The organism is Bifidobacterium saimiriisciurei (assembly GCF_010667655.1).
Classification (GTDB): domain Bacteria; phylum Actinomycetota; class Actinomycetes; order Actinomycetales; family Bifidobacteriaceae; genus Galliscardovia; species Galliscardovia saimiriisciurei.
Window position 1 is genome coordinate 92,642 of the sequence record NZ_WHZU01000005.1, and the last position, 18,201, is coordinate 110,842.

The window sequence follows — 18,201 nt, forward strand, 5'->3', positions numbered from 1 at the left end:
GCATCGTCCGCGGCGCCGACGGTCGTGGGCTCAGGCGCGGCGCTGGACGTCGAGGATGGCCTGCGCCACCACGTCGGGCTTTTCCACGCAGGTGAAGTGGCCGGCGTCGTCGACCACGGTGAACACGGGGTCGGTGGCGGTCATCGCCTCGGCCATGGGGCGCATGCGGTCCGGGGCGCTGGAGGGGTCGAGCGTGCCGGAGACGAGCCCGGCGGGAACGGCGATCTTCGCGAGCTGCGGGGTCTCGTCGGGGCGTCCGGCCGCCATGCGCTGGCGCCATGCCACGCCCTTGGGGTCCTGTTCGCCGATCCAGCCGCTGAACAGGTCGATGAAGCCCTGCGAGCGCTTGAGCGCGGAGTCGCCCGGCTGCGGCTTGGCGAAGTGCATGACCGGCTCGACGGTGTCGTGCGTCTCGCATTCGTCGGCGATGCGCAGGCGGTTGGCGCGGGCCTCGGGGCCGTCGCCTTCGGACTTGGTGTCGCACAGCACCACGCCGGCTACGGCTTCGGGGTGCAGGCGGTGCACCGCGAGCGTGAGGTAGCCTCCCATCGAGATGCCCACCCATACGGCCTTGTCGTAGCCCGTGGCCTTGAGGGCCGCGACGAAGGATTCGGCCATGCGGTCCATGGCCTCGGGGTAGGCGCCGTCGGCGGCGACCGGCCCGGTCTGTTCGGCACCGGGGATGGGGCACTTGCCGGCGCCCGGCATCTCCAGCCCGTAGACGGCGAACGGCGCCGCGCCCTGTTCGTCGGCCATTGCGGCCAGACGGCCGGCGCATACGTCCCATACGCGATGGTCCACGGGGAACGCGTGCACCAGTACCACCGGCGTCGGCGAGCCTTCGACGGCGGGGACGTCGCGGTACACGGTGTTCAGAATCGTCATGGTCGCGGGGTTGTCGATGGTCATGAAGAAATCACCTCGGTATGTTCGGTTGCGTCTATTCGGCCCAGGCCAGCGCGCGGCGGATGATGCGGTCGTGGCCGCCGGGCATCTGCGCCAGGTAGTCGGGGCGCAGCACTTCGGCGGGACTCACCCATTCCACGTCGAGCGTCTCGTCCTGCGGCTTGCAGTCGCCGGCGATCGGCACCACATAGCACAGGGCCACGGCGTGCTGACGGGGATCGTAGAACTCGGAGACGCCGGGCGTGGGGAAGAACTCGGCCACGGTGAACGGCTGCAGCGAGACCGGCAGGATGGGCAGCGCGATGTCGCCCAGGTCCTTGGCGATGTTGCGGGCCACGGCCTCGCGCAACGATTCGTGGAACAGCACGCGACCGGTGATCAGCGTGCGTTCGATGGCGCTGTCGTCGCCGGCGTGCAGCAGCGTGCCGACCTTGGATATGCGGCCGAGCTCGTCGGTGCGCACGGGCACGATCTCCACATAGACGATCGGCAGCTGGCGGCGCGCACGGTCGATGTCGGAGGAGTCCAGCCATCCCGGCGGGTTGTCGTGCCCCGATCCGCGGATGAAATCGTCGGGGGTGATGTCGTCGAATTCGCCGCGACGGCGCGACGCGTCGTAGTCGCCCTCGTCGGGCACTTCGTCATTCAGCACAGGCATGCCCTTATTATCAGACCGCCGTATGACCTTTGCATGTCTATGCGCCGTAAGCAATAGGGTCTTGTGTCGCGGCCACGCTATGAGATGCTTATGTACGTATGTCGTCGCCCTTGCGGCGACGCCCTTTGTTCCGTCAATCTTCCATGATCCGTTAGGGAGGCACCATGGCCACGCACGAGTTGACCGCCGAGAATTTCGAAACCACCGTCAAGGAGCACCCGCTGGTGTTCATCGACTTCTGGGCCACGTGGTGCGGCCCGTGCCGCGCATTCGGCCCGATCTACGAGAAGGCCTCCGAATCCCATGACGACGTGTGGTTCACCAAGGTGGACATCGACCAGCAGCAGGGTCTGGCCGAGGCCGCCGGCATCTCCGCGGTGCCGACGCTCATCGTCCTCAAGAACGGCGAGGTGGTCTTCAAGCAGGCCGGCGCGCTGCGCGCGTCCGATCTGGACACGCTGATCGACAAGGTCAAGGAGGAGACTCCCGCGGCCTGACGGCCATGACGATCATCCGTCCGACGCGGTCGCGGTCGCGACCGTCGGACGAATCGTCGAAATAATCTTTTTTATCACATTCGGCGCGTCGTTGTCGCATACGGCGCGCTGATTTTTTTGCCGCCGTCATCATGGGTCGGTAAGATATGGATGTTGTGTGAGACTCTGTAGGTCTACGTAAGGAGATTCATGGCAAGCCACCGCAAGGAAAAGGCTTTTATTCTCAAGCGCATCACCCGTCGTCAGTGGATTCGTCTGGGGGCGGGAGCCGCCGCCGCTGCGCTGCTGATCACCGGGGGTTTCGTCTCCCGTGACTTCTACACGAGCAACACGAACCGTACGAACACGTCGTCCATCACCTCGTATTCCGCCACGAAGAGCGACGAGGTCAACCAGTTCCAGGCCGCGTCCCGTGGCGACGCCCGCGCCGACATCAAGGCGGGCCTGCGTGGCGCCGACGCGAACACGTCCTATGTGAAGGTCGTCATCAACGGCAACTCCCGCGTGGTGCTCGGCGAGAACTTCACCGACGTCAAGTCCGTGCTCGACCAGGGCAACATCACCCTCGAGCCCGATGACGCCGTCTCCCCCAGCCTGACGACCAAGGTGAACGAGTCCACGGTCATCACCATCGACCGTGCCGGCTCCTCCATCGAGACCGCCGAGAAGGCCATCGCCTTCAACACCGTCGAGAAGAAGACCGACGCGCTGCCCGCCGGCACCAAGAAGGTGCAGGAGGAAGGCGAGAAGGGCATCATGCAGATGACCAACCTGGTCACCAAGGCCGGCGGCAAGGTCACCTCCTCGAACACGCTGAGCGCATGGGTTAAGAAGGCCCCGAAGTCGAAGGTCATCCTCATCGGCACCGGCAGCACGCAGTCCGATTCCTCGTCTTCGTCGTCCTCCTCTTCCTCTTCGTCCTCGTCGTCGAGCTCCACCGGCTCCTCGAACCTGGGCACCACGGTCCCGGCCAGCGACATGCAGAAGTGGGCGCATGACTATCTGCTCGCCAACGGCTACAGCGAGGCCGACTTCTCCGCCACCGTGTACATCATCAACCACGAGTCCGGCTGGGATCCGACCGCCACGAACCCGTCCTCCGGCGCATACGGCCTGCCACAGGCCCTGCCGGGCAGCAAGATGTCGTCCGCCGGCGCCGACTGGCAGACCAACTACCAGACGCAGCTCAAGTGGTTCCTCAGCTACTGCAACGAACGATACGGCAGCGTGCAGGGAGCCTACAACTACTGGCTCGCCAACCACAACTACTGATTCGCGCGACTCCGCGCCGATTCACGAATATCGAATCTCCGCAACCGAGGTCCCGGCACTTCCCCTGAGGTGCCGGGACCTCGGCATATATCGGCGGCAATACCACCGTCGACTGGCCGCCCCGTCAATCCGGTCGGGCTTGTGGGTCCATCGCGTCATCAAATGGGAACCAATGGGAACCAAATAGAGGTTTGTGGGTCTGATCGGTCGTCGGAATACGAAAGCGGGTCCATCCGCTCACGAGGAGGGGATTTTCGGGTCCCCGCGCATGTCTTGACCCACAAAGCTGATGCCCTAGACCCATAAAATCTGATTGCATAGGCCCACAAACCCGATTTGTATTTCTTGGGGCATGGTTTCATTCGATTCGTCTTGACGACGGTATTCTGCAGGGTCTGCAAACATCGCGTACAGGCATGCACCGTGCGGCATGTGCCGGAGATTCCGGGAATACGGCGGAAGACCGCGAGGATGGGTTCGGAAGCCTCGCGCATGCGTTGCATATGCACCACGGCCGCATATGCAACGTCAGCCATATACGCTGCAATCGAATATGCACCGGCCGCATGATATGCAAAAACTCCTGTCTGCGCGAGGCAGTACAGGAGTCTTGGTATCCCCCGTCGGAGAGAAGAAACAGAACGACAGGGGAAGAGTCGATCCGTTGGGGGCCGCGGCCCATCAGGCGTCCGGCCCGTCATTCCGCGTTGCACTCATGAATGAATGACGAGTCGAAGCCCTCGGACCCTGCGTTTCCCTCCGTCACGCCGCGAGACCGAACACCGGACGATTGATATCGCCGGCGGCCCGGCACCGGAGCGCAACGGATGGGAACGACTGCGGACGGTCCCCCAACGGTGAGGATCAGCCGAAGCGGCCGGAGATGTAACGCTCGGTGTCTTCCTCGTGCGGGTTCTCAAAGATGACCTTGGTCTCGTTCATCTCGACGAGATGACCGGGCTGGCCGATCTCCTTGAGGTTGAAGAAGGCGGTGTAGTCGGACACACGGGCGGCCTGCTGCATGTTGTGGGTCACGATGACGATCGTGTAGTCCTTCTTCAGCTCGTTGATCAGATCCTCGACGGCGAGCGTCGAAATCGGGTCAAGGGCGGAGCAGGGCTCGTCCATGAGCAGCACCTGCGGGTGGACGGCCACGGCGCGGGCGATGCACAGACGCTGCTGCTGGCCGCCGGAGAGGCCGATGCCGGGGTTGTCGAGACGGTCCTTGACCTCGTCCCACAGGTTGGCGCCGCGCAGGGCCCATTCGACGAGCTCGTCGGCGTCCTTCTTGTCGACGGAGCGGTTGTTGAGCTTCATGCCGGCAAGCACGTTCTCACGGATGGACATCGTGGGGAACGGGTTCGGGCGCTGGAACACCATGCCGACGTCACGACGGACGGCGACCGGGTCGACGCCGGGGCCATAGAGGTTCTTGCCTTCGAGCAGCACCTCGCCGGTGACGTGGGCGCCGGGGATGATCTCGTGCATGCGGTCGAGGGTGCGCAGCACGGTGGACTTGCCACAGCCGGAGGGGCCGATGAAGGCGGTGACCTTGTTCGGCTCGATCTTCATGTTGACGTCCTCGACGGCCAGGAAGTCGCCGTAGTAGACGTTCAGATGGTTGACATCAATTCGTTGTCCCATGTTCTTTCCTTATGTTTTCCAGTGACGGCGATTACTCGATTACTTCTGCGTGCCTTCGACCGAGAACACCTTGGCCACGATGCGGCCGATGACGTTCAGCAGCAGCACGATGAGGATCAGCACGAGGGCGGCGGCCCATGCACGTTCCATACGGATGCCCGGCAGGCACGGCGGGTTGAGCTTGAGCGCGGCGGGCGTGCAGGTGGCCAGACCCTGGGAGTATTCGTTGTAGACGTACACCGGCAGCGTCGTCATACGACCGGAGAAGAGGTTGAAGTTCGTGTTGGCGATGAAGCCGGAGGCGATGAGCAGCGGGGCGGTCTCGCCGATGACTCGCGCGATGGCGAGGATCACGCCGGAGACGATGCCCGGAAGCGCGGTGCGCAGCACGATCTTGGTGATGGTGCGCTGCTTGGTGACGCCCAGTGCGTAGGAGCATTCACGAAGATCGTTCGGCACGATCTTGAGCATCTCCTCGCTGGTCTTCACCACGGTCGGGATCATGAGCAGCGACAACGCCACCGAACCGACGAAGCCGTTGACGGTGCCGGGGCCGAGCAGGATGGTGAACAGCGAGAAGGCGAACAGACCGGCGACGATGGACGGGATGCCGCTCATCACGTCGACCAGCAGGGAGATGGTCTTCGACAGCGCGCCCTTCTGCGCGTATTCCACGAGGTAGACGGCGCACATGAGGCCGATCGGGATGGAGATGACCATGGCGCCGAACGTGATCTCCACGGTGCCGATGATGGCGTGGAGGATGCCGCCGTACGGATACATGCCGCCGATGACGCCGACCATGTTGTGGCTCAGGAAGTAGCCGTCAAGACGCTTGTAGCCTTCGGCGAGGCAGGTCCACAGCACGGAGATGAGCGGGACCAGCGCGATGAGGAACGCGATGTAGATGAGGACACGCATGGCGATGTCCTTGTACTTACGCGCCTGGATGGAGGAGCGGCTGGGCTTGAACTTGTCGAAGTCGGGCTGCGGTCCGCGATGGAATTCGGGATTGGTTGCTGCGGCGGTCATCAGGCGTCCTTCCTATCCGTGATCTTGCGTGCCGCATAGTTCACGATGAACGTGATGACGAACAGCACGAGACCGGTGGCGATCAGCGTGCTCACACCGAGGTCGTTGGCCTCGGGGAACTGCGCGGCGATGTTGGCTGCGATGGTCTGGCTCTGGGAGGCCTGCAGCAGCCTGAAGGAGTACAGCATGCCCGGGGACAGGATCATGAGCACGGCCATCGTCTCGCCGAGTGCGCGGCCGAGGCCGAGCATGGAGGCGGAGATCACGCCGGACTTGCCGAACGGAATGACGGCCAGCTTGATCATCTCCCACTTGGTGGCGCCGAGCGCCAGGGCGGCCTCCTGCTGGAGGGCCGGGGTCTGCAGGAAGATGTCACGCGAGACGGAGGTGATGATCGGCAGGATCATCACGGCCAGCACCACGGCGACCGTGGCGACCGTACGCGGCGGGTTCGAGGCCGGACCGCCGAAGATGTACGTCCAGCCGAGGTACTTGGCGAACCAGTTCCATACGCCGACGATGTGCGGCACGAGAATCAGACCGCCCCACAGACCGTAGATGACGGAGGGGATGGCGGCCAGCAGGTCGATGACGGCCGAGAGCACGGCCGACAGCTTCGGCGAGGCGTAGTGGGAGATGAACAGTGCGATGCCCACCGCGATGAAGAACGCGATGATCAGTGCGAGCGCGGAGACCAGAATGGTTCCGAACACGAGCGGGCCGACGTACTGCAGGAAGTTATGGGCGGTGCCACCGGAGAAGTTCTCGATGGTCGCCTTGTTGGCGGCCTGGTCGCCGACGAGCAGCGGCAGGGCGCGGACGAACAGGAAGATGAACACGGCCGCCAGCGCGACAAGAATCAGGATGCCGCAGGCGTAGGCCACTCCCTTGAACACTTTGTCGGCGGTTTTGCCGTCCTTGACGGCGCCACCTACCTCCGACGTAGTTTGAGAAGTCACCTCATTCTCCTTCAATGATGGTTGGTAGAAACGAGAAGGCGCCCCCACCACTTCCTGACGACATCACCGTCGTGATTTCGCGTAGATGAAGCGATGGGGACGCGAACCCGGATGGGTTACTTGGTCTGGATGGCGTCGATGGACTTCTGGACCTGAGCGCGCAGCGTGTCGGACATCGGGGCGGAGCCGGCGTTGGTGGCGGCGGTCTGCTGGCCCTCGTCACTCACCACGTAGCTGAGCCACTGCTTGGCGAACTCGGCCTTGTTGGCGTCCTTGTAGGTGGGGCAGGCGACGTCGTAGGAGACGAGCACGACCGGGTAGGCGCCGTCCTCGGTGGTCTTGTGGTCGAGCTTGATGACCACGCGGTTATCACCCTTGGCGGTGTCGTCCTTCGGGGAGGCGTCCACGACCTTGGCGGCGGCTTCGGCCGAGTACGGCACGTACTTCTCGCCAACCTTGACGGCCACGGTGCCGAGGTCGCCGGCCTGGGAGGCGTCGGCGTAGCCGATGGTGCCTTCGGCCTGGTTGACGGTGGAGATCACACCGGAGGTGCCCTTGCCGCCCTGGCCGACGTTGTTCGGCCAGTTCTCGCCGACCTCGTACTTCCAGTTGGAGTCGCCGGCGGCGTCCTTGATGTAGCTCAGGAAGTTCTTGGTGGTGCCGGACTTGTCGGAACGGTGAACCACGGTGATGTCGGTGGACGGAAGCTTGGCGTCGGGGTTCTGCTTGGCGATGGCCGGATCGTTCCACTTGGTGATCTTGCCGTCGAAAATCTTAGCCAGCGTGGCGGCGTCCATGTTCAGGTGCTTGTCGGTGCCGTTGAGGCCGGCCGACTTGAGGTTGTAGACGATGGCGATCGGGGAGATGTAGACCGGCACGTCGAAGGCGGTCTTGCCTTCGCACACGCTCTTGGACTGCTCGACCTGATCGGCCTCGAGCGGGGCGTCGGAGCCGGCCCACACGGTGGCGCCGGTCAGGAAGGTGCTCACGCCGGCGCCGGATCCGGACGGATCGTAGGCGATCTTGGCGTTGGGCTGCTTGGCGCCGAAGCCGGCGATCCAGGCATCGACGGCGCTCTTCTGGGAGGAGGCGCCGGCGCCGGAGAACTCGCCGCTCAGCTGGGTGCCGGAGGCGCTGGAGCTGGAGGAGGAGCTACCGGCCGGGGCGTTGTCGCCGCAGGCCGCCAGAGAAGCCATCATTGCCAGGCCGGAAACCACGGCCATGGAGCGAAGCAGAAGATTCTTTCGCATAACTTATTCCCTCTTGTCTGTCCGCGTCCCCGGCAGGTCCGGGGCCGCCGTGCGCACCACGTCTTGAAACCATGTGGATATGCGCACCTTTGTTATGACACTTAACAGATTATTGATGGTTTCGGGGGTCGAAAACCAAAATCGGTAAACAGTAAGTGAACTTGTGCTGATATCTGTTTTTGTAGTATTTCCACGATGCGGAGACCACCGGCGTTCGACGCGAAAATCGTTGGAAAGCCGCGATTCCCCATCGGATATCAGTATCATGCGCGCTTGTTGGTTGCCGATCGTCCTTTCGTCGAAAGAGGTAGGTACAAGAAAACCGTATGCAATATCTACGTAGATTTTGCATACGGTTATGAATGTACTACATGGCCGGCACCACGGCGCGCCGGCCGCGCGCGCCGTCAGTCGGACGGCTCGTCGATCTTGTAGCCGAGGCCGCGCACCGTGGTGATGTAGTGCGGATGGGCGGAATCCTCCTCGATCTTCGAGCGCACGCGCTTGATGTGCACGTCGAGCGTCTTCGTGTCGCCGACGTAGTCGGAGCCCCACACGCGGTCGATGAGCTGGTGGCGGGTGAGCACGCGGCCCTTGTTCTGCATGAGGTATTCCAGCAGCTCGAACTCCTTGAGCGGGAAGAACACGCTTTCGCCGTGCACGGTGACGGCATGCTGCCCCACCAGCATGCGGATGGGTCCGCACACCAGCGGCACGTCGTCGCCGGAGACGTCGCCGGCGTCGACGCTCGCCTGGTTGCGACGCAGCACGGCGCGCACGCGGGCGAGCAGCTCGCGGAAGGAATACGGCTTGGTCACATAGTCGTCGGCGCCGATCTCCAGACCGACGACCTTATCGATCTCCGAGCTCTTGGCCGTGAGCATGATGATGGGCACGCGGCTCTGCTCGCGGATGCGGCGGCACAGGGAGGTTCCGTCAAGGCCGGGAAGCATGAGGTCGAGCAGCACCAGGTCGACACCGCCCTTGGTGAACAGCTCCAGGCCCTCCTCACCCGTGGCCGCGGCGATCACGTCGTAGCCCTCGTGCGTGAACTGGTAGACCAGAGGCTCGCGATAGGATTCCTCATCCTCGACGATAAGTATGCGCGTCATATACGTTGACTTCCCTTGATTTTTCGAAACTTACCCAGGCCGGCGAAGACTTCCCCGCCCTTACACAGACATGAACAGTGTACCCACATATCTTGCGCACGGGTTAATCGTCGGAGTGATTTTCCCCACTTGCGACGGGCAGCGTGATGGTGAACGTGGAGCCTTCTCCGGGGCGGGACCATACGTCAATCGTTCCACCCGCCTCCTGCACGATGTGCTTGGTGATGGCGAGGCCGAGACCGGTGCCGCCGGTCTCGCGCGAGCGGGCCGGATCGACCCGGTAGAACCGTTCGAAGATGCGGCTCTGCGCCTCGACGGGGATGCCGATGCCCTGGTCGATCACGCGGATGCGGACGTCATCGCCCTCCTGCTTGACGCTCACGCCCACGTGCGTGCCCCTGGGCGAGTAGTGCACGGCGTTCTCCACGAGGTTCTTCACGGCGGTCTTGATGGCGTCGGCGTCGCCGTCCACGATCATCGGCTCGCACTCCGGCGCTGCGGGAGCGGCGGCCTCGCCGTCGGCGCCGTCGCCGGGCCTGCCGGCGCCGTCGGCCTCGTTGGTCTGCACGCCGACGGTGTCGTCGCCGACGTACATGCGCAGTTCGATGTTCGCCGCGTCGGCCTGCACCGCGTTCTCGTCGAGCGCCTCGCGCACGACCTTCGGCACGTCGACCGGCCGGCGGTCGGCCGCGGCGAGGCCTTCGTCGTTCTGCACCTTCTGCAGGGCGATGAGCTTCTGCACGAGCTCGGTCAGGCGCTCGGACTCCTTCGAGATGCGGCCGGAGAAGTAGCGCACGGCGTCGGGGTCCTCGGCCGCGTCCGACACCGTCTCGGCGAGCAGCGAGATGGCGCCGGCCGGAGTCTTGAGCTCATGGGAGACGTTGGTCACGAAATCGCGGCGCATGCGCTCGAAGTTGCGGCGCTCGCTCACGTTCTCGAGGAAGACGGCGTACAGCTCGTCGGCGCCTCCCGAGACGGCGATGTCGTCGACGTCGTCGTCGGGCATGACGTCGCTGTGTATCCGCGCGATGCGGCCGATGCGCACGCGCAGGTACATCGGCACGCGGTCGGTGAGCCTGCCGGATTCGGGCTCGACATGCAGTTCGATCTCGCGGTCGCGGATCTTGCCGTCGGAGACCACCTGGGCGAGGATGTCGCGGATCTCGTCGTATTCGAGATGCCCGTCGGAGACGACATCCAGCTGTTCGGCCAGCGGGCTGACGTATCGTGTATTGCCGAGTCCATCGACGAGGATGACGGCGCTGCGCATCACGTCGAGCAGATTGTGGGCCGCGTTCTGCGCATTGACCCCCCTGCCGAACACCGAGGAGGCCGGCGGCTCGTTGTCCTGCGCGATCTTCCTCACCATCCGCAGGGCGCCGGCGTCGACGCCCTTGCGATACGACTGCCAGATGAGCAGCGCCGCGGCCGCGACCACGATGATGAGGACGATGAGGAAGAACGAGGATTCCGTCGTTGAAAGTGAGATTGCCATTGTGCTCGACCGACCGTTCCGCCGGGCCGCACGGCCCGACTGTGTGCATACGCGACCGATGTGATTCGCGTGACTTCGGATTCGTCACCAACGATATGCCATCGTGGCAACAACGACGGCGTCAGGCGCGGCCGGCGACGACTCGCTAATCCTGTCCGGCGAGCGTCAGCACGACGAGCACCACGTTGAGGGCCACGATCAGCGCGGCGACGAGGATGAATACGACGTGCTTGACCGGCCCGTCCGCCCACTTGCCCATGAGCTCGCGGTCGTGCGTGTAGCGCATGAGCGGGATGATGGCGAAGGGGATGCCGATGGAGAGGATCACCTGGCCGACGACCAGCGCGAACGTGGGATTGGTGCTGAACCACAGGACCACGAGCGCGGGCACGAGCGTGATGATGCGGCATGCCCACATGGGGGCGTCAACGTGCAGCAGGCCGTGCATGATCTCCTGTCCGGCGTAGGTGCCGACCGATGTGCTCGACAGGCTGGAGGCGAGCAGACCGATGGAGAATATGGTGCCGATGACCGGTCCGAGCACCTGCACGACGGCGTGCTGGGCTCCTTCGATGGTGTCGGTGCCGGCCATGCCGTGCAGGGAGTTGGCGGCGAGCAGCAGCAGTGCGAGGTTCACGGTTCCGGCGAGCAGCAGCGCCCACACCACGTCGATCTTGGCGCCGAACAGTTCCCGCTTGATTCCGGGGCGGTCGGTGCGTCCAGCGAAGTGGTCGTTGACGAGCGTGGAATGCAGGTAGATGGCGTGGGGCATGACGGTGGCGCCGAGCATGGAGCTGGCCATGAGCACGGAGTCGGTGGTGGTGAAGCGCGGGACGAGGCCGCCGAGCACCTGCCCCGGGTCCGGCGGCGCGATGAACAGGCCGGCGATGAAGCCGAACGTGATGACGAGCAGCAGCGCGATGATCATCTTCTCGAACGTGCCCTGCGTATGGCCTCCCTGGAATCGCAGCAGCACCGTGGAGACGGCGCCGATGATGCATCCGCCGACGAACAGCGGCAGACCGAACAGCAGGTTCAGGGCGATGGCGCCGCCGATGACCTCGGCGAGGTCGGTGGCGATGGCGATGACCTCGGCCTGGGCGAAGAACAGGAGGCGGCCGCCCGGGTTCATGCGGTTGCCGAGCAATGCCGGCAACGACTGGCCGGTGACGATGCCGAGCTTGGCGCTCTGGTATTGGATGAGCACGCTCATGGCGTTGGCGAGCACCAGCACCCAGACCAGCAGATAGCCGTATCGGGCGCCCGACGTGATGTTGGCGGCCACGTTGCCCGGGTCCACATAGGCGACGGCCGCCACGAACGCCGGGCCGAGCAGTGCGCTGAGCTTGGATTTGGCATCGGTATGGGGCGCGGCGAGCTTCGGCACGCTGTGCATGTGCTCGGTGTGCGGATGCCCGCTCGCCTCGAGCGCCTTCTCCTCGTCGGGATCGATATGATGGCGCCGCGCAGATCTTGTGGACCGTGTCGACGTCGTGGATTCTGCGGATTCCATGGATTCTGATTCGTCCATTCCTTGCCTCCCCGCCTATTGGTATAGCACCTCGGCGGACTTCCCACGTTTCCATGGCACGAGGCACGGCGCAGGTCACAAACCACAATCACAATCACAGATCACAGCCGACCGCTACCGCTCCGGCACCGCCTGCCCCGGGCAGTCGTGGAGCACGCCGAGCATGGCGCGTTTCTCGGCGCCGGTGACGCTCAGCCCGTACTTCGCCTTCACGCCGATCTGCCGCGCCACGTAATCGCAGCGGTATGCGGTGTTCGGTGGCAGCCATACGGAGGCGTCGGCGTCGCCCTTGTCCTCGTTGGCGGGACCATCCACGGCGAGCAGGTTGTAGGGGGCGTTGCTGAACTCGTATCGTTTCTTCGTGTTCCACTGGTCGGCGCCGGACTTCCACGCGTTGTTGAGCGCGACCACATGATCGATCTGCACCCTGGCGCTGGTGGCCTGTCCGCGCACGAAATCAATGGTCCTGCCGGTGTACGGGTCGTCGAGCGTCCCCGACTGCACCTTGCATCGTTCAGCGTTCGCATACCGCACGTTCCTCAGGTCGCGGGCGAGCACGTCGTTGCGCGAATCGCAGCCGTTGCCGTCAGGATCGTACTGGCGGAAGCCGAAGGCGTCGCGCTTGTATACGGATTGCGGCCTGCGGCCGTCGACGACCGCAAGCGTTTCCAGCGTGTCGGCGGCGCTCCCCCGCGCCGTGTATTCGCCGGTGATCCTCCCTGCGGTCTCGCTCACCTGAGGCAGCACGAGACCGGCCGTGACCCCGATGGCCACGGCCATCACCAGCAGAACCAGGAACCGCCCGAAGGCGGTTGCTCCGCGGAATCGCCTGCGACGATACGCCATGAATCAGCCCTGATCGGTTGATCGAACCGACGGTCAGCTGTAGGAGAAGGTGCGCGGGTCGTGGCCGGCGCGCGTGGGGCCGTCGAGCGCGTCGATGGCGGCGTGCTCCTCGTCCGTCAGCGCGAAGTCGAACAGCGAGGCGTTCTCGATCTGACGTTCCGCATGCGTGGACTTGGGGATGATGATGGTCCCGTTTTCGATGTGCCAGCGCAGGATCACCTGTGCGTGGCTGACGCCGTGCGCTTCGGCGATACGGCCGATGACGCCGTCGCCGGCGTCGAGGTCGGCGCCGCGCGCCATGGGCGAGTAAGCCTCGACGGCGATGCCATGCTCCTTGCAGTAGGCGACGACCTCACGCTGCTGCCAGGTGGGGTGCAGCTCGATCTGGTTGACGGTCGGGTATTCGCCGGTCTCCTCGTGCAGACGGTCGAGGTTCTCGGGAAGGAAGTTGCACACGCCGAGCGTGCGGACGCGGCCCTCCTCGCGCAGACGCACGAACGCGCGCCACACCTCGTCGCTACGCCAGTCGAACGGCGTGGGCCAGTGGATCATGTACATGTCCACGTAGTCGGTGCGCAGCAGGCCGATCTGGCGGTCGAACGCCCTGAGCGCGGAATCGTAGCCCTGCTCGGAGTCGCGCAGCTTGGTGGTCACCCAGATGTCCTTGCGCTTCTCGCCGGCGGCATAGCCGCTGTTTTCGAGCGCCTTGCCCACGCCGCCCTCGTTGTTGTAGCCGGCGGCGGTGTCGATGTGGCGGTAGCCGGCGGCGATCGCCGATTCGACGACCGGTGCGGTGTGCTCGTCGTCGATGCGCAGCACGCCGAGGCCGATCTGCGGAATGCGGTTGCCATCCGCCAGGGTGATGTCGGGAATGGGTCCAAACGTCATCGTGTCTCCTTACCGATGTTCGTCATGTCTTCGATCAGCATGTCTTTCCATCAGCGTAGTCGACATCGTCCGCATGGAGCACATGGTCGGCGATGCGCATGGCGGATTCACGATGCGAGACCAGCACGACCGCCGGCGCGGCATGCCGCGCGGCGGGGATATCCCCAGACTTATCGGCGTCGTCCACATCGCGGTTCGCGTCGGAGCCTATGGCCAGCGTGCGTATGGACCGCAGGATCACGGCCTCGTTGAACGCGTCCAGACGACTCGTCGGCTCGTCGAACAGTACCAGATCGGCCTGTCGCAGGAACATGCGGGCCAGTCCGATACGCTGGCGTTCGCCTTCGGAGAGTCGGTCCCCGAGTTCGCCGACCTGCGTGTCGAGTCCGTCGGGCAGCGACGCGATGAGGTCGTCGACGGACGCCTTGCGGCAGGCGTCGAGCAGTCGCGTGTCATCGATGCCGTCGCCCTCGTCGTCGGTCGCCGCATCGCCGTGCCCCGCGCCACCCATGCCGGCGTCGGGCACGGCGATGCGCAGGTTCTCGCGTATCGTGCCGTCGAACAGATAGGTCTCCTGCGTCATCATCGTCTGCATGCGGCGGCGATGATGCGGCTCGACATCGCGGATGTCGACGCCGGACAGCGCGACGACGCCGGCCTGCGGGTCCCAATAATGCAGCATCAGCTTGAGCATCGTCGACTTTCCGGCGCCGGAACGTCCCTGGATGCCGAGCACGCCGGTCTTCGGCACCGTGATCGACACGTCGTCGAGCACCGGCCGGGCCTTCGAGGATGCGGGACCGTCCTGCGGATAGGCGAAGGTGACGTGGTCCATCGCCATGCCGTCGTAACGCGGCGCCTCCGTGCCGTTTTCGACGACGGCGGGAGCCTCGTCCATCAAGGAGAACAGGCGGCGCGCGGCGGCGAACGTCTGCGTCAGGTTCGCGGGCAGCGCGCTCAATGCGAGCGTGGGACCGAAGGAGCTGGCGATGAGCACCACGGCAATCACCGATTCGGGGATGGACAGCGACGTGCCGGCCGCCGCCCACCAGGCAACGGCCACGGCGGCCACCACGAACAGTTCGACCAGCACGCCGCCGATTGCGGCGAACGAGCCGTTGGCTCGGCTGAGCCGGCCACGCTCGTCCCACAGCGACTTCGTGCGCGAGGTGATGCCGTCGATGCGACGGTCTCCCTGACGGAAGCGGATGATCTCGTCGATGCCGCGCATGCCGTCGAGCACGTAGTCGTCGAGCTGCGAGGATTCGCGGCGGATGCGCTCGCCCATGGGCTTCACACGGGCGGCGAACGCCTTGGGCAGGGCCGCGCCGACTACAAGATGGGCCACGACGAGCAGCAGGGCGTACCACGGGTCGAGCGCGACCAATGCCACGGCGAACACGAGGGAGGTGACGACGGCGATGACGACCGGCGAGATGGTGTGTGCGAAGAAGATCTCGAGCAGTTCCACATCGGTCGTGATCAATGCGATGAGGTCGCCCTTGCCGCGGCCCGCGAGCTTGGCGGGGGCCAGGCGGCGCAGCGCGCCGAAGGCCTTGTCGCGGAAGAGCGCCAGCAGGCGGAACGCCACGTTGTGGTTCATGTACTGCTCGACGTATCGCATGGCGCCGCGTAATACCGCGCTGACGACCATCACGGCGACGGATGCGCCGAAGCCGAGCCCCCAGACGGGGTGGCCGGCGAGCGCGAGCACGGCGAAGATTCCGAACACGGGGATGGCCGCGGCGGCGAGATGACCGACCGTGCCGCAGACGACGGCGAGCGTCATGAATCCGCGCAGCGGCGAGGCCACGCGCAGGAGGCGGGCGATGAGCCTGCCGGTCGATGAATCCGCGGTGGCCGGGGAATCGATGGCGGTCGAAGAATCGATGACGGCACGCTCGGTGACCGAACGCTCGGCATCGGCGGACGTGACGCCGGCCTGCTCTGCGACACCGATATTCGTCGTGGCGTCAATACCTGTCATGGCATCAACACCTGCCTCGGTCTCGGCCGGCGTGCCGCAGACGGCTCCGTCGAGGTTCTCCACCGCACTCTGCGTGCGGAACATGCGGGCGTAGACCCCGGCGGCATCGGCCATGAGAACGTCATGCGGCCCGGTCTGCGCCACGGTGCCGCGGTCGAACACCACGACGTTGTCGGCGTCGACGGCGTTGGCCATGCGATGGGTGATCATGATGACCGTCTTATGCGCGGCGAGGTCGTGGATGGCTTCGAGGATCAGCCGTTCACTTTCGACGTCCACGTTGCTGGTGGCCTCGTCGAAGACGTATACGGCGGAGTCATGGAGCAGCCCACGGGCCAGGGCGATGCGCTGGCGCTGCCCGCCGGAGAGGTTGCCGCCGTCATCGGCGATGGGCATGTCGAGCCCGTCGACGCCATTGCGGACGACGTCGTCGATGCGGGCCGCGTGCAGGGCGGCCATGAGTTCGTCGTCACCGGCGTCGGGCCGGGCCATGAGCAGGTTCTCGCGCAGCGTGCCGCGGAACAGGTGGCTGGTGGCGGAGACGACGGTCACGTCCTGCAGCAGGGCGTCGAGCGTGAGGTCGCGCAGTTCGACGCCGCCCAATGTCAGCGAGCCTTCGTATCCGGTGAGGCGGCCGCTGATGAGGCCGGCCGCGGTGGACTTGCCCGATCCGCTCGCACCCACGATGGCGGTGAGCGCGCGCGGCCTGGCCGTGAAGGTCGCGCCGCGCAGGGCGTAGGTCCTGCCGGGACCGCCATCGGACGCCGCATCGGCCCCGCTTGTCGCGTCGGCTACGTCAGCCGCGTCGTCGGTCGTATCGACGCCGTAGGCGAACGATACGCCGTCGAACGTCACGTCGACGTCGCCGGCCGGCAACGGACGGCCGCCGTGTTCGGGTTCGGGAAGGTCGAGCAGCGCGAAGATCTTCCGGCTCGATGTCATGCCGTTCATGGCCACATGGAAGTAGGAGCCGAGCTGACGCAACGGGATGAAGAAGTCGGCGGAGAGCAGCACGACCAGCAGGAATCCGGTCAGCGGCAGCACACTGTCGGATGCGAGGTACTGCCAGAGCGCCACGATGATGCCGGCCGCGCTGCCGCCGTATGCCACGAGGTCCATCACCGACAGCGAGCGCAGCTGAATCTGCAGCACGTTCATGGTCATCACGCGGAATTCCTCGGCGCGACGGTTCATGACGGCGTGCGCGTGCTCGTCGGCATCGAAGATCTTCAGCGTCTCAAGGCCCCGGAGGTCGTCGAGGAAGGTGGAGCCGAGGTCGGTGTACTTGCCCCAGTACTTCTTGAAGACGCGGGCGGCGCTCATCGCCACGAGACCCACGATCAGCACGATCAGCGGCGCGCAGACGAGCAGCGTCGCCGCCGCGGGGATGTTGACGGGCAGCAGCACGACGAACAGGGTGACCGGCGCGAGGATGCTGAAGAACAGCTGCGGCAGGAACAGTTCGAAGAAGGTCTGCACCTGTTCGATGCCCTCGCCGGTGAGCTGCACCACGTCGGCGGTTCGCGTGGCGTTGGAGTACGAGGGACCGAGTGCGAGCATCTTGCGCATGAGCTTCTGGCGCAACGCCAGTTTGACGCGTTCGGCGGCGAGGAAGCCGAAGTGCGTGGCGGCGCGGGTGGCGGCGTATCGTACGGCGGCGATGACGACGAACACGGCGGCATACACGGCGATGGCATGGCCGTCGGGGGTGGGGACGAAGGCGGCGAGCCGTTCAAGCGGCGTGGGCGTGACGCAGCCTCCGTTCGGGTCGATCTGGCAGAACGCCGCGACCGGCGCGTTGCGGTCGACGACCCGCAGCAGGTCGGCGAGCGCGAGCACCACGGTGACGGCGAACGCGATGTTGGCGATCAGCGTCATCCACAACGCCGCGACCTTCGCCGCCACGAGCCGGCCGATGCCGGGGGTCACCGAGAACAATCGTTTGTCGAACATGCCGTCCCTTCCATATTGGAACATCCCCTTCGGAAACATCCCGCTTGAAAACATCCCCACAACGGTAGCGTGATTCATCGGTCTTGGGAAGGGTCGATTTGGTCACATTCGTCGGTCGTCCACGGCCGATGCCGGCCGGCGCCGCCTTGCGGTCGGCCGGATCTTTCGCCT

14 protein-coding genes are annotated in these 18,201 nt (G+C 65.1%); 2 read left to right on the forward strand and 12 right to left on the reverse strand.

Translation table 11 applies throughout. From position 1 onward, the window contains the following. Positions 1 to 30: 30 nt before the first annotated feature. Positions 31 to 909, reverse strand: coding sequence for an alpha/beta fold hydrolase (locus GFD18_RS04305; RefSeq protein WP_318644315.1), 879 nt, complete (start codon positions 907 to 909; stop codon positions 31 to 33). Positions 910 to 940: 31 nt separating this feature from the next. After that, the gene (locus GFD18_RS04310; RefSeq protein WP_163198271.1) at positions 941 to 1,564 is read right to left on the reverse strand and encodes an NUDIX hydrolase family protein; all 624 of its coding nucleotides are present in this window, start codon (positions 1,562 to 1,564) and stop codon (positions 941 to 943) included. Positions 1,565 to 1,728: 164 nt separating this feature from the next. On the opposite strand from GFD18_RS04310, the gene trxA reads away from it, so the two are divergent. Continuing rightward, a complete protein-coding gene (trxA, locus tag GFD18_RS04315; protein WP_100510087.1) occupies positions 1,729 to 2,061 on the forward strand; it encodes a thioredoxin in 333 nt (110 codons plus the stop codon). Positions 2,062 to 2,250: 189 nt separating this feature from the next. After that, positions 2,251 to 3,333, forward strand: a complete 1,083-nt coding sequence (locus GFD18_RS04320) for an aggregation-promoting factor C-terminal-like domain-containing protein (RefSeq protein WP_163198273.1) — start codon at positions 2,251 to 2,253, stop codon at positions 3,331 to 3,333. 864 nt (positions 3,334 to 4,197) lie between these two features. Here GFD18_RS04320 and pstB read toward each other — a convergent pair. The 10 genes from pstB to GFD18_RS04370 all read right to left on the reverse strand — a co-directional run bounded on the left by pstB (position 4,198) and on the right by GFD18_RS04370 (position 18,030). Then, on the reverse strand, positions 4,198 to 4,977 hold the full coding sequence (gene pstB / locus GFD18_RS04325; RefSeq protein ID WP_100510089.1) for a phosphate ABC transporter ATP-binding protein PstB: 780 nt from the start codon (positions 4,975 to 4,977) through the stop codon (positions 4,198 to 4,200). Between the two features lie 39 nt (positions 4,978 to 5,016). Next, on the reverse strand, positions 5,017 to 6,009 hold the full coding sequence (gene pstA / locus GFD18_RS04330; RefSeq protein WP_163198276.1) for a phosphate ABC transporter permease PstA: 993 nt from the start codon (positions 6,007 to 6,009) through the stop codon (positions 5,017 to 5,019). Beyond that, positions 6,009 to 6,968: a phosphate ABC transporter permease subunit PstC gene (gene pstC / locus GFD18_RS04335; protein ID WP_163198278.1), complete on the reverse strand. Its 960-nt coding sequence runs from the start codon at positions 6,966 to 6,968 to the stop codon at positions 6,009 to 6,011. Before pstC ends, pstA begins: the two co-directional genes overlap by 1 nt. Positions 6,969 to 7,084: 116 nt before the next feature. After that, positions 7,085 to 8,218: a phosphate ABC transporter substrate-binding protein PstS gene (gene pstS, locus GFD18_RS04340; RefSeq protein ID WP_163198280.1), complete on the reverse strand. Its 1,134-nt coding sequence runs from the start codon at positions 8,216 to 8,218 to the stop codon at positions 7,085 to 7,087. 407 nt (positions 8,219 to 8,625) lie between these two features. Further along, positions 8,626 to 9,330, reverse strand: coding sequence for a response regulator transcription factor (locus GFD18_RS04345; protein WP_163198282.1), 705 nt, complete (start codon positions 9,328 to 9,330; stop codon positions 8,626 to 8,628). Between the two features lie 103 nt (positions 9,331 to 9,433). Further along, entirely contained in the window at positions 9,434 to 10,825 is a 1,392-nt protein-coding gene (locus GFD18_RS04350; RefSeq protein ID WP_163198284.1) for a sensor histidine kinase, read from the reverse strand. A gap of 145 nt (positions 10,826 to 10,970) precedes the next feature. After that, the gene (locus GFD18_RS04355; RefSeq protein WP_404801605.1) at positions 10,971 to 12,338 is read right to left on the reverse strand and encodes an Nramp family divalent metal transporter; all 1,368 of its coding nucleotides are present in this window, start codon (positions 12,336 to 12,338) and stop codon (positions 10,971 to 10,973) included. Positions 12,339 to 12,470: 132 nt separating this feature from the next. Then, complete coding sequence (locus tag GFD18_RS04360) at positions 12,471 to 13,202, reverse strand: HNH endonuclease family protein (RefSeq protein ID WP_163198286.1); 732 nt, start codon at positions 13,200 to 13,202, stop codon at positions 12,471 to 12,473. A gap of 33 nt (positions 13,203 to 13,235) precedes the next feature. After that, positions 13,236 to 14,090: an aldo/keto reductase gene (locus GFD18_RS04365; protein ID WP_163198288.1), complete on the reverse strand. Its 855-nt coding sequence runs from the start codon at positions 14,088 to 14,090 to the stop codon at positions 13,236 to 13,238. Between the two features lie 34 nt (positions 14,091 to 14,124). Beyond that, on the reverse strand, positions 14,125 to 18,030 hold the full coding sequence (locus GFD18_RS04370; protein WP_163198290.1) for an ABC transporter ATP-binding protein/permease: 3,906 nt from the start codon (positions 18,028 to 18,030) through the stop codon (positions 14,125 to 14,127). Between the last annotated feature and the right edge of the window lie 171 nt (positions 18,031 to 18,201).

What these genes read in the sequence shown, in the direction of transcription:
- GFD18_RS04305 (WP_318644315.1), bottom strand. Translation starts at nt 909, where the DNA reads ATGACCATCGACAACCCCGCGACCATGACGATTCTGAACACCGTGTAC.
- GFD18_RS04310 (WP_163198271.1), bottom strand. Translation starts at nt 1,564, where the DNA reads ATGCCTGTGCTGAATGACGAAGTGCCCGACGAGGGCGACTACGACGCG.
- trxA (WP_100510087.1), top strand. Translation starts at nt 1,729, where the DNA reads ATGGCCACGCACGAGTTGACCGCCGAGAATTTCGAAACCACCGTCAAG.
- GFD18_RS04320 (WP_163198273.1), top strand. Translation starts at nt 2,251, where the DNA reads ATGGCAAGCCACCGCAAGGAAAAGGCTTTTATTCTCAAGCGCATCACC.
- pstB (WP_100510089.1), bottom strand. Translation starts at nt 4,977, where the DNA reads ATGGGACAACGAATTGATGTCAACCATCTGAACGTCTACTACGGCGAC.
- pstA (WP_163198276.1), bottom strand. Translation starts at nt 6,009, where the DNA reads ATGACCGCCGCAGCAACCAATCCCGAATTCCATCGCGGACCGCAGCCC.
- pstS (WP_163198280.1), bottom strand. Translation starts at nt 8,218, where the DNA reads ATGCGAAAGAATCTTCTGCTTCGCTCCATGGCCGTGGTTTCCGGCCTG.
- GFD18_RS04345 (WP_163198282.1), bottom strand. Translation starts at nt 9,330, where the DNA reads ATGACGCGCATACTTATCGTCGAGGATGAGGAATCCTATCGCGAGCCT.
- GFD18_RS04350 (WP_163198284.1), bottom strand. Translation starts at nt 10,825, where the DNA reads ATGGCAATCTCACTTTCAACGACGGAATCCTCGTTCTTCCTCATCGTC.
- GFD18_RS04355 (WP_404801605.1), bottom strand. Translation starts at nt 12,338, where the DNA reads ATGGAATCCGCAGAATCCACGACGTCGACACGGTCCACAAGATCTGCG.
- GFD18_RS04360 (WP_163198286.1), bottom strand. Translation starts at nt 13,202, where the DNA reads ATGGCGTATCGTCGCAGGCGATTCCGCGGAGCAACCGCCTTCGGGCGG.
- GFD18_RS04365 (WP_163198288.1), bottom strand. Translation starts at nt 14,090, where the DNA reads ATGACGTTTGGACCCATTCCCGACATCACCCTGGCGGATGGCAACCGC.
- GFD18_RS04370 (WP_163198290.1), bottom strand. Translation starts at nt 18,030, where the DNA reads ATGTTCGACAAACGATTGTTCTCGGTGACCCCCGGCATCGGCCGGCTC.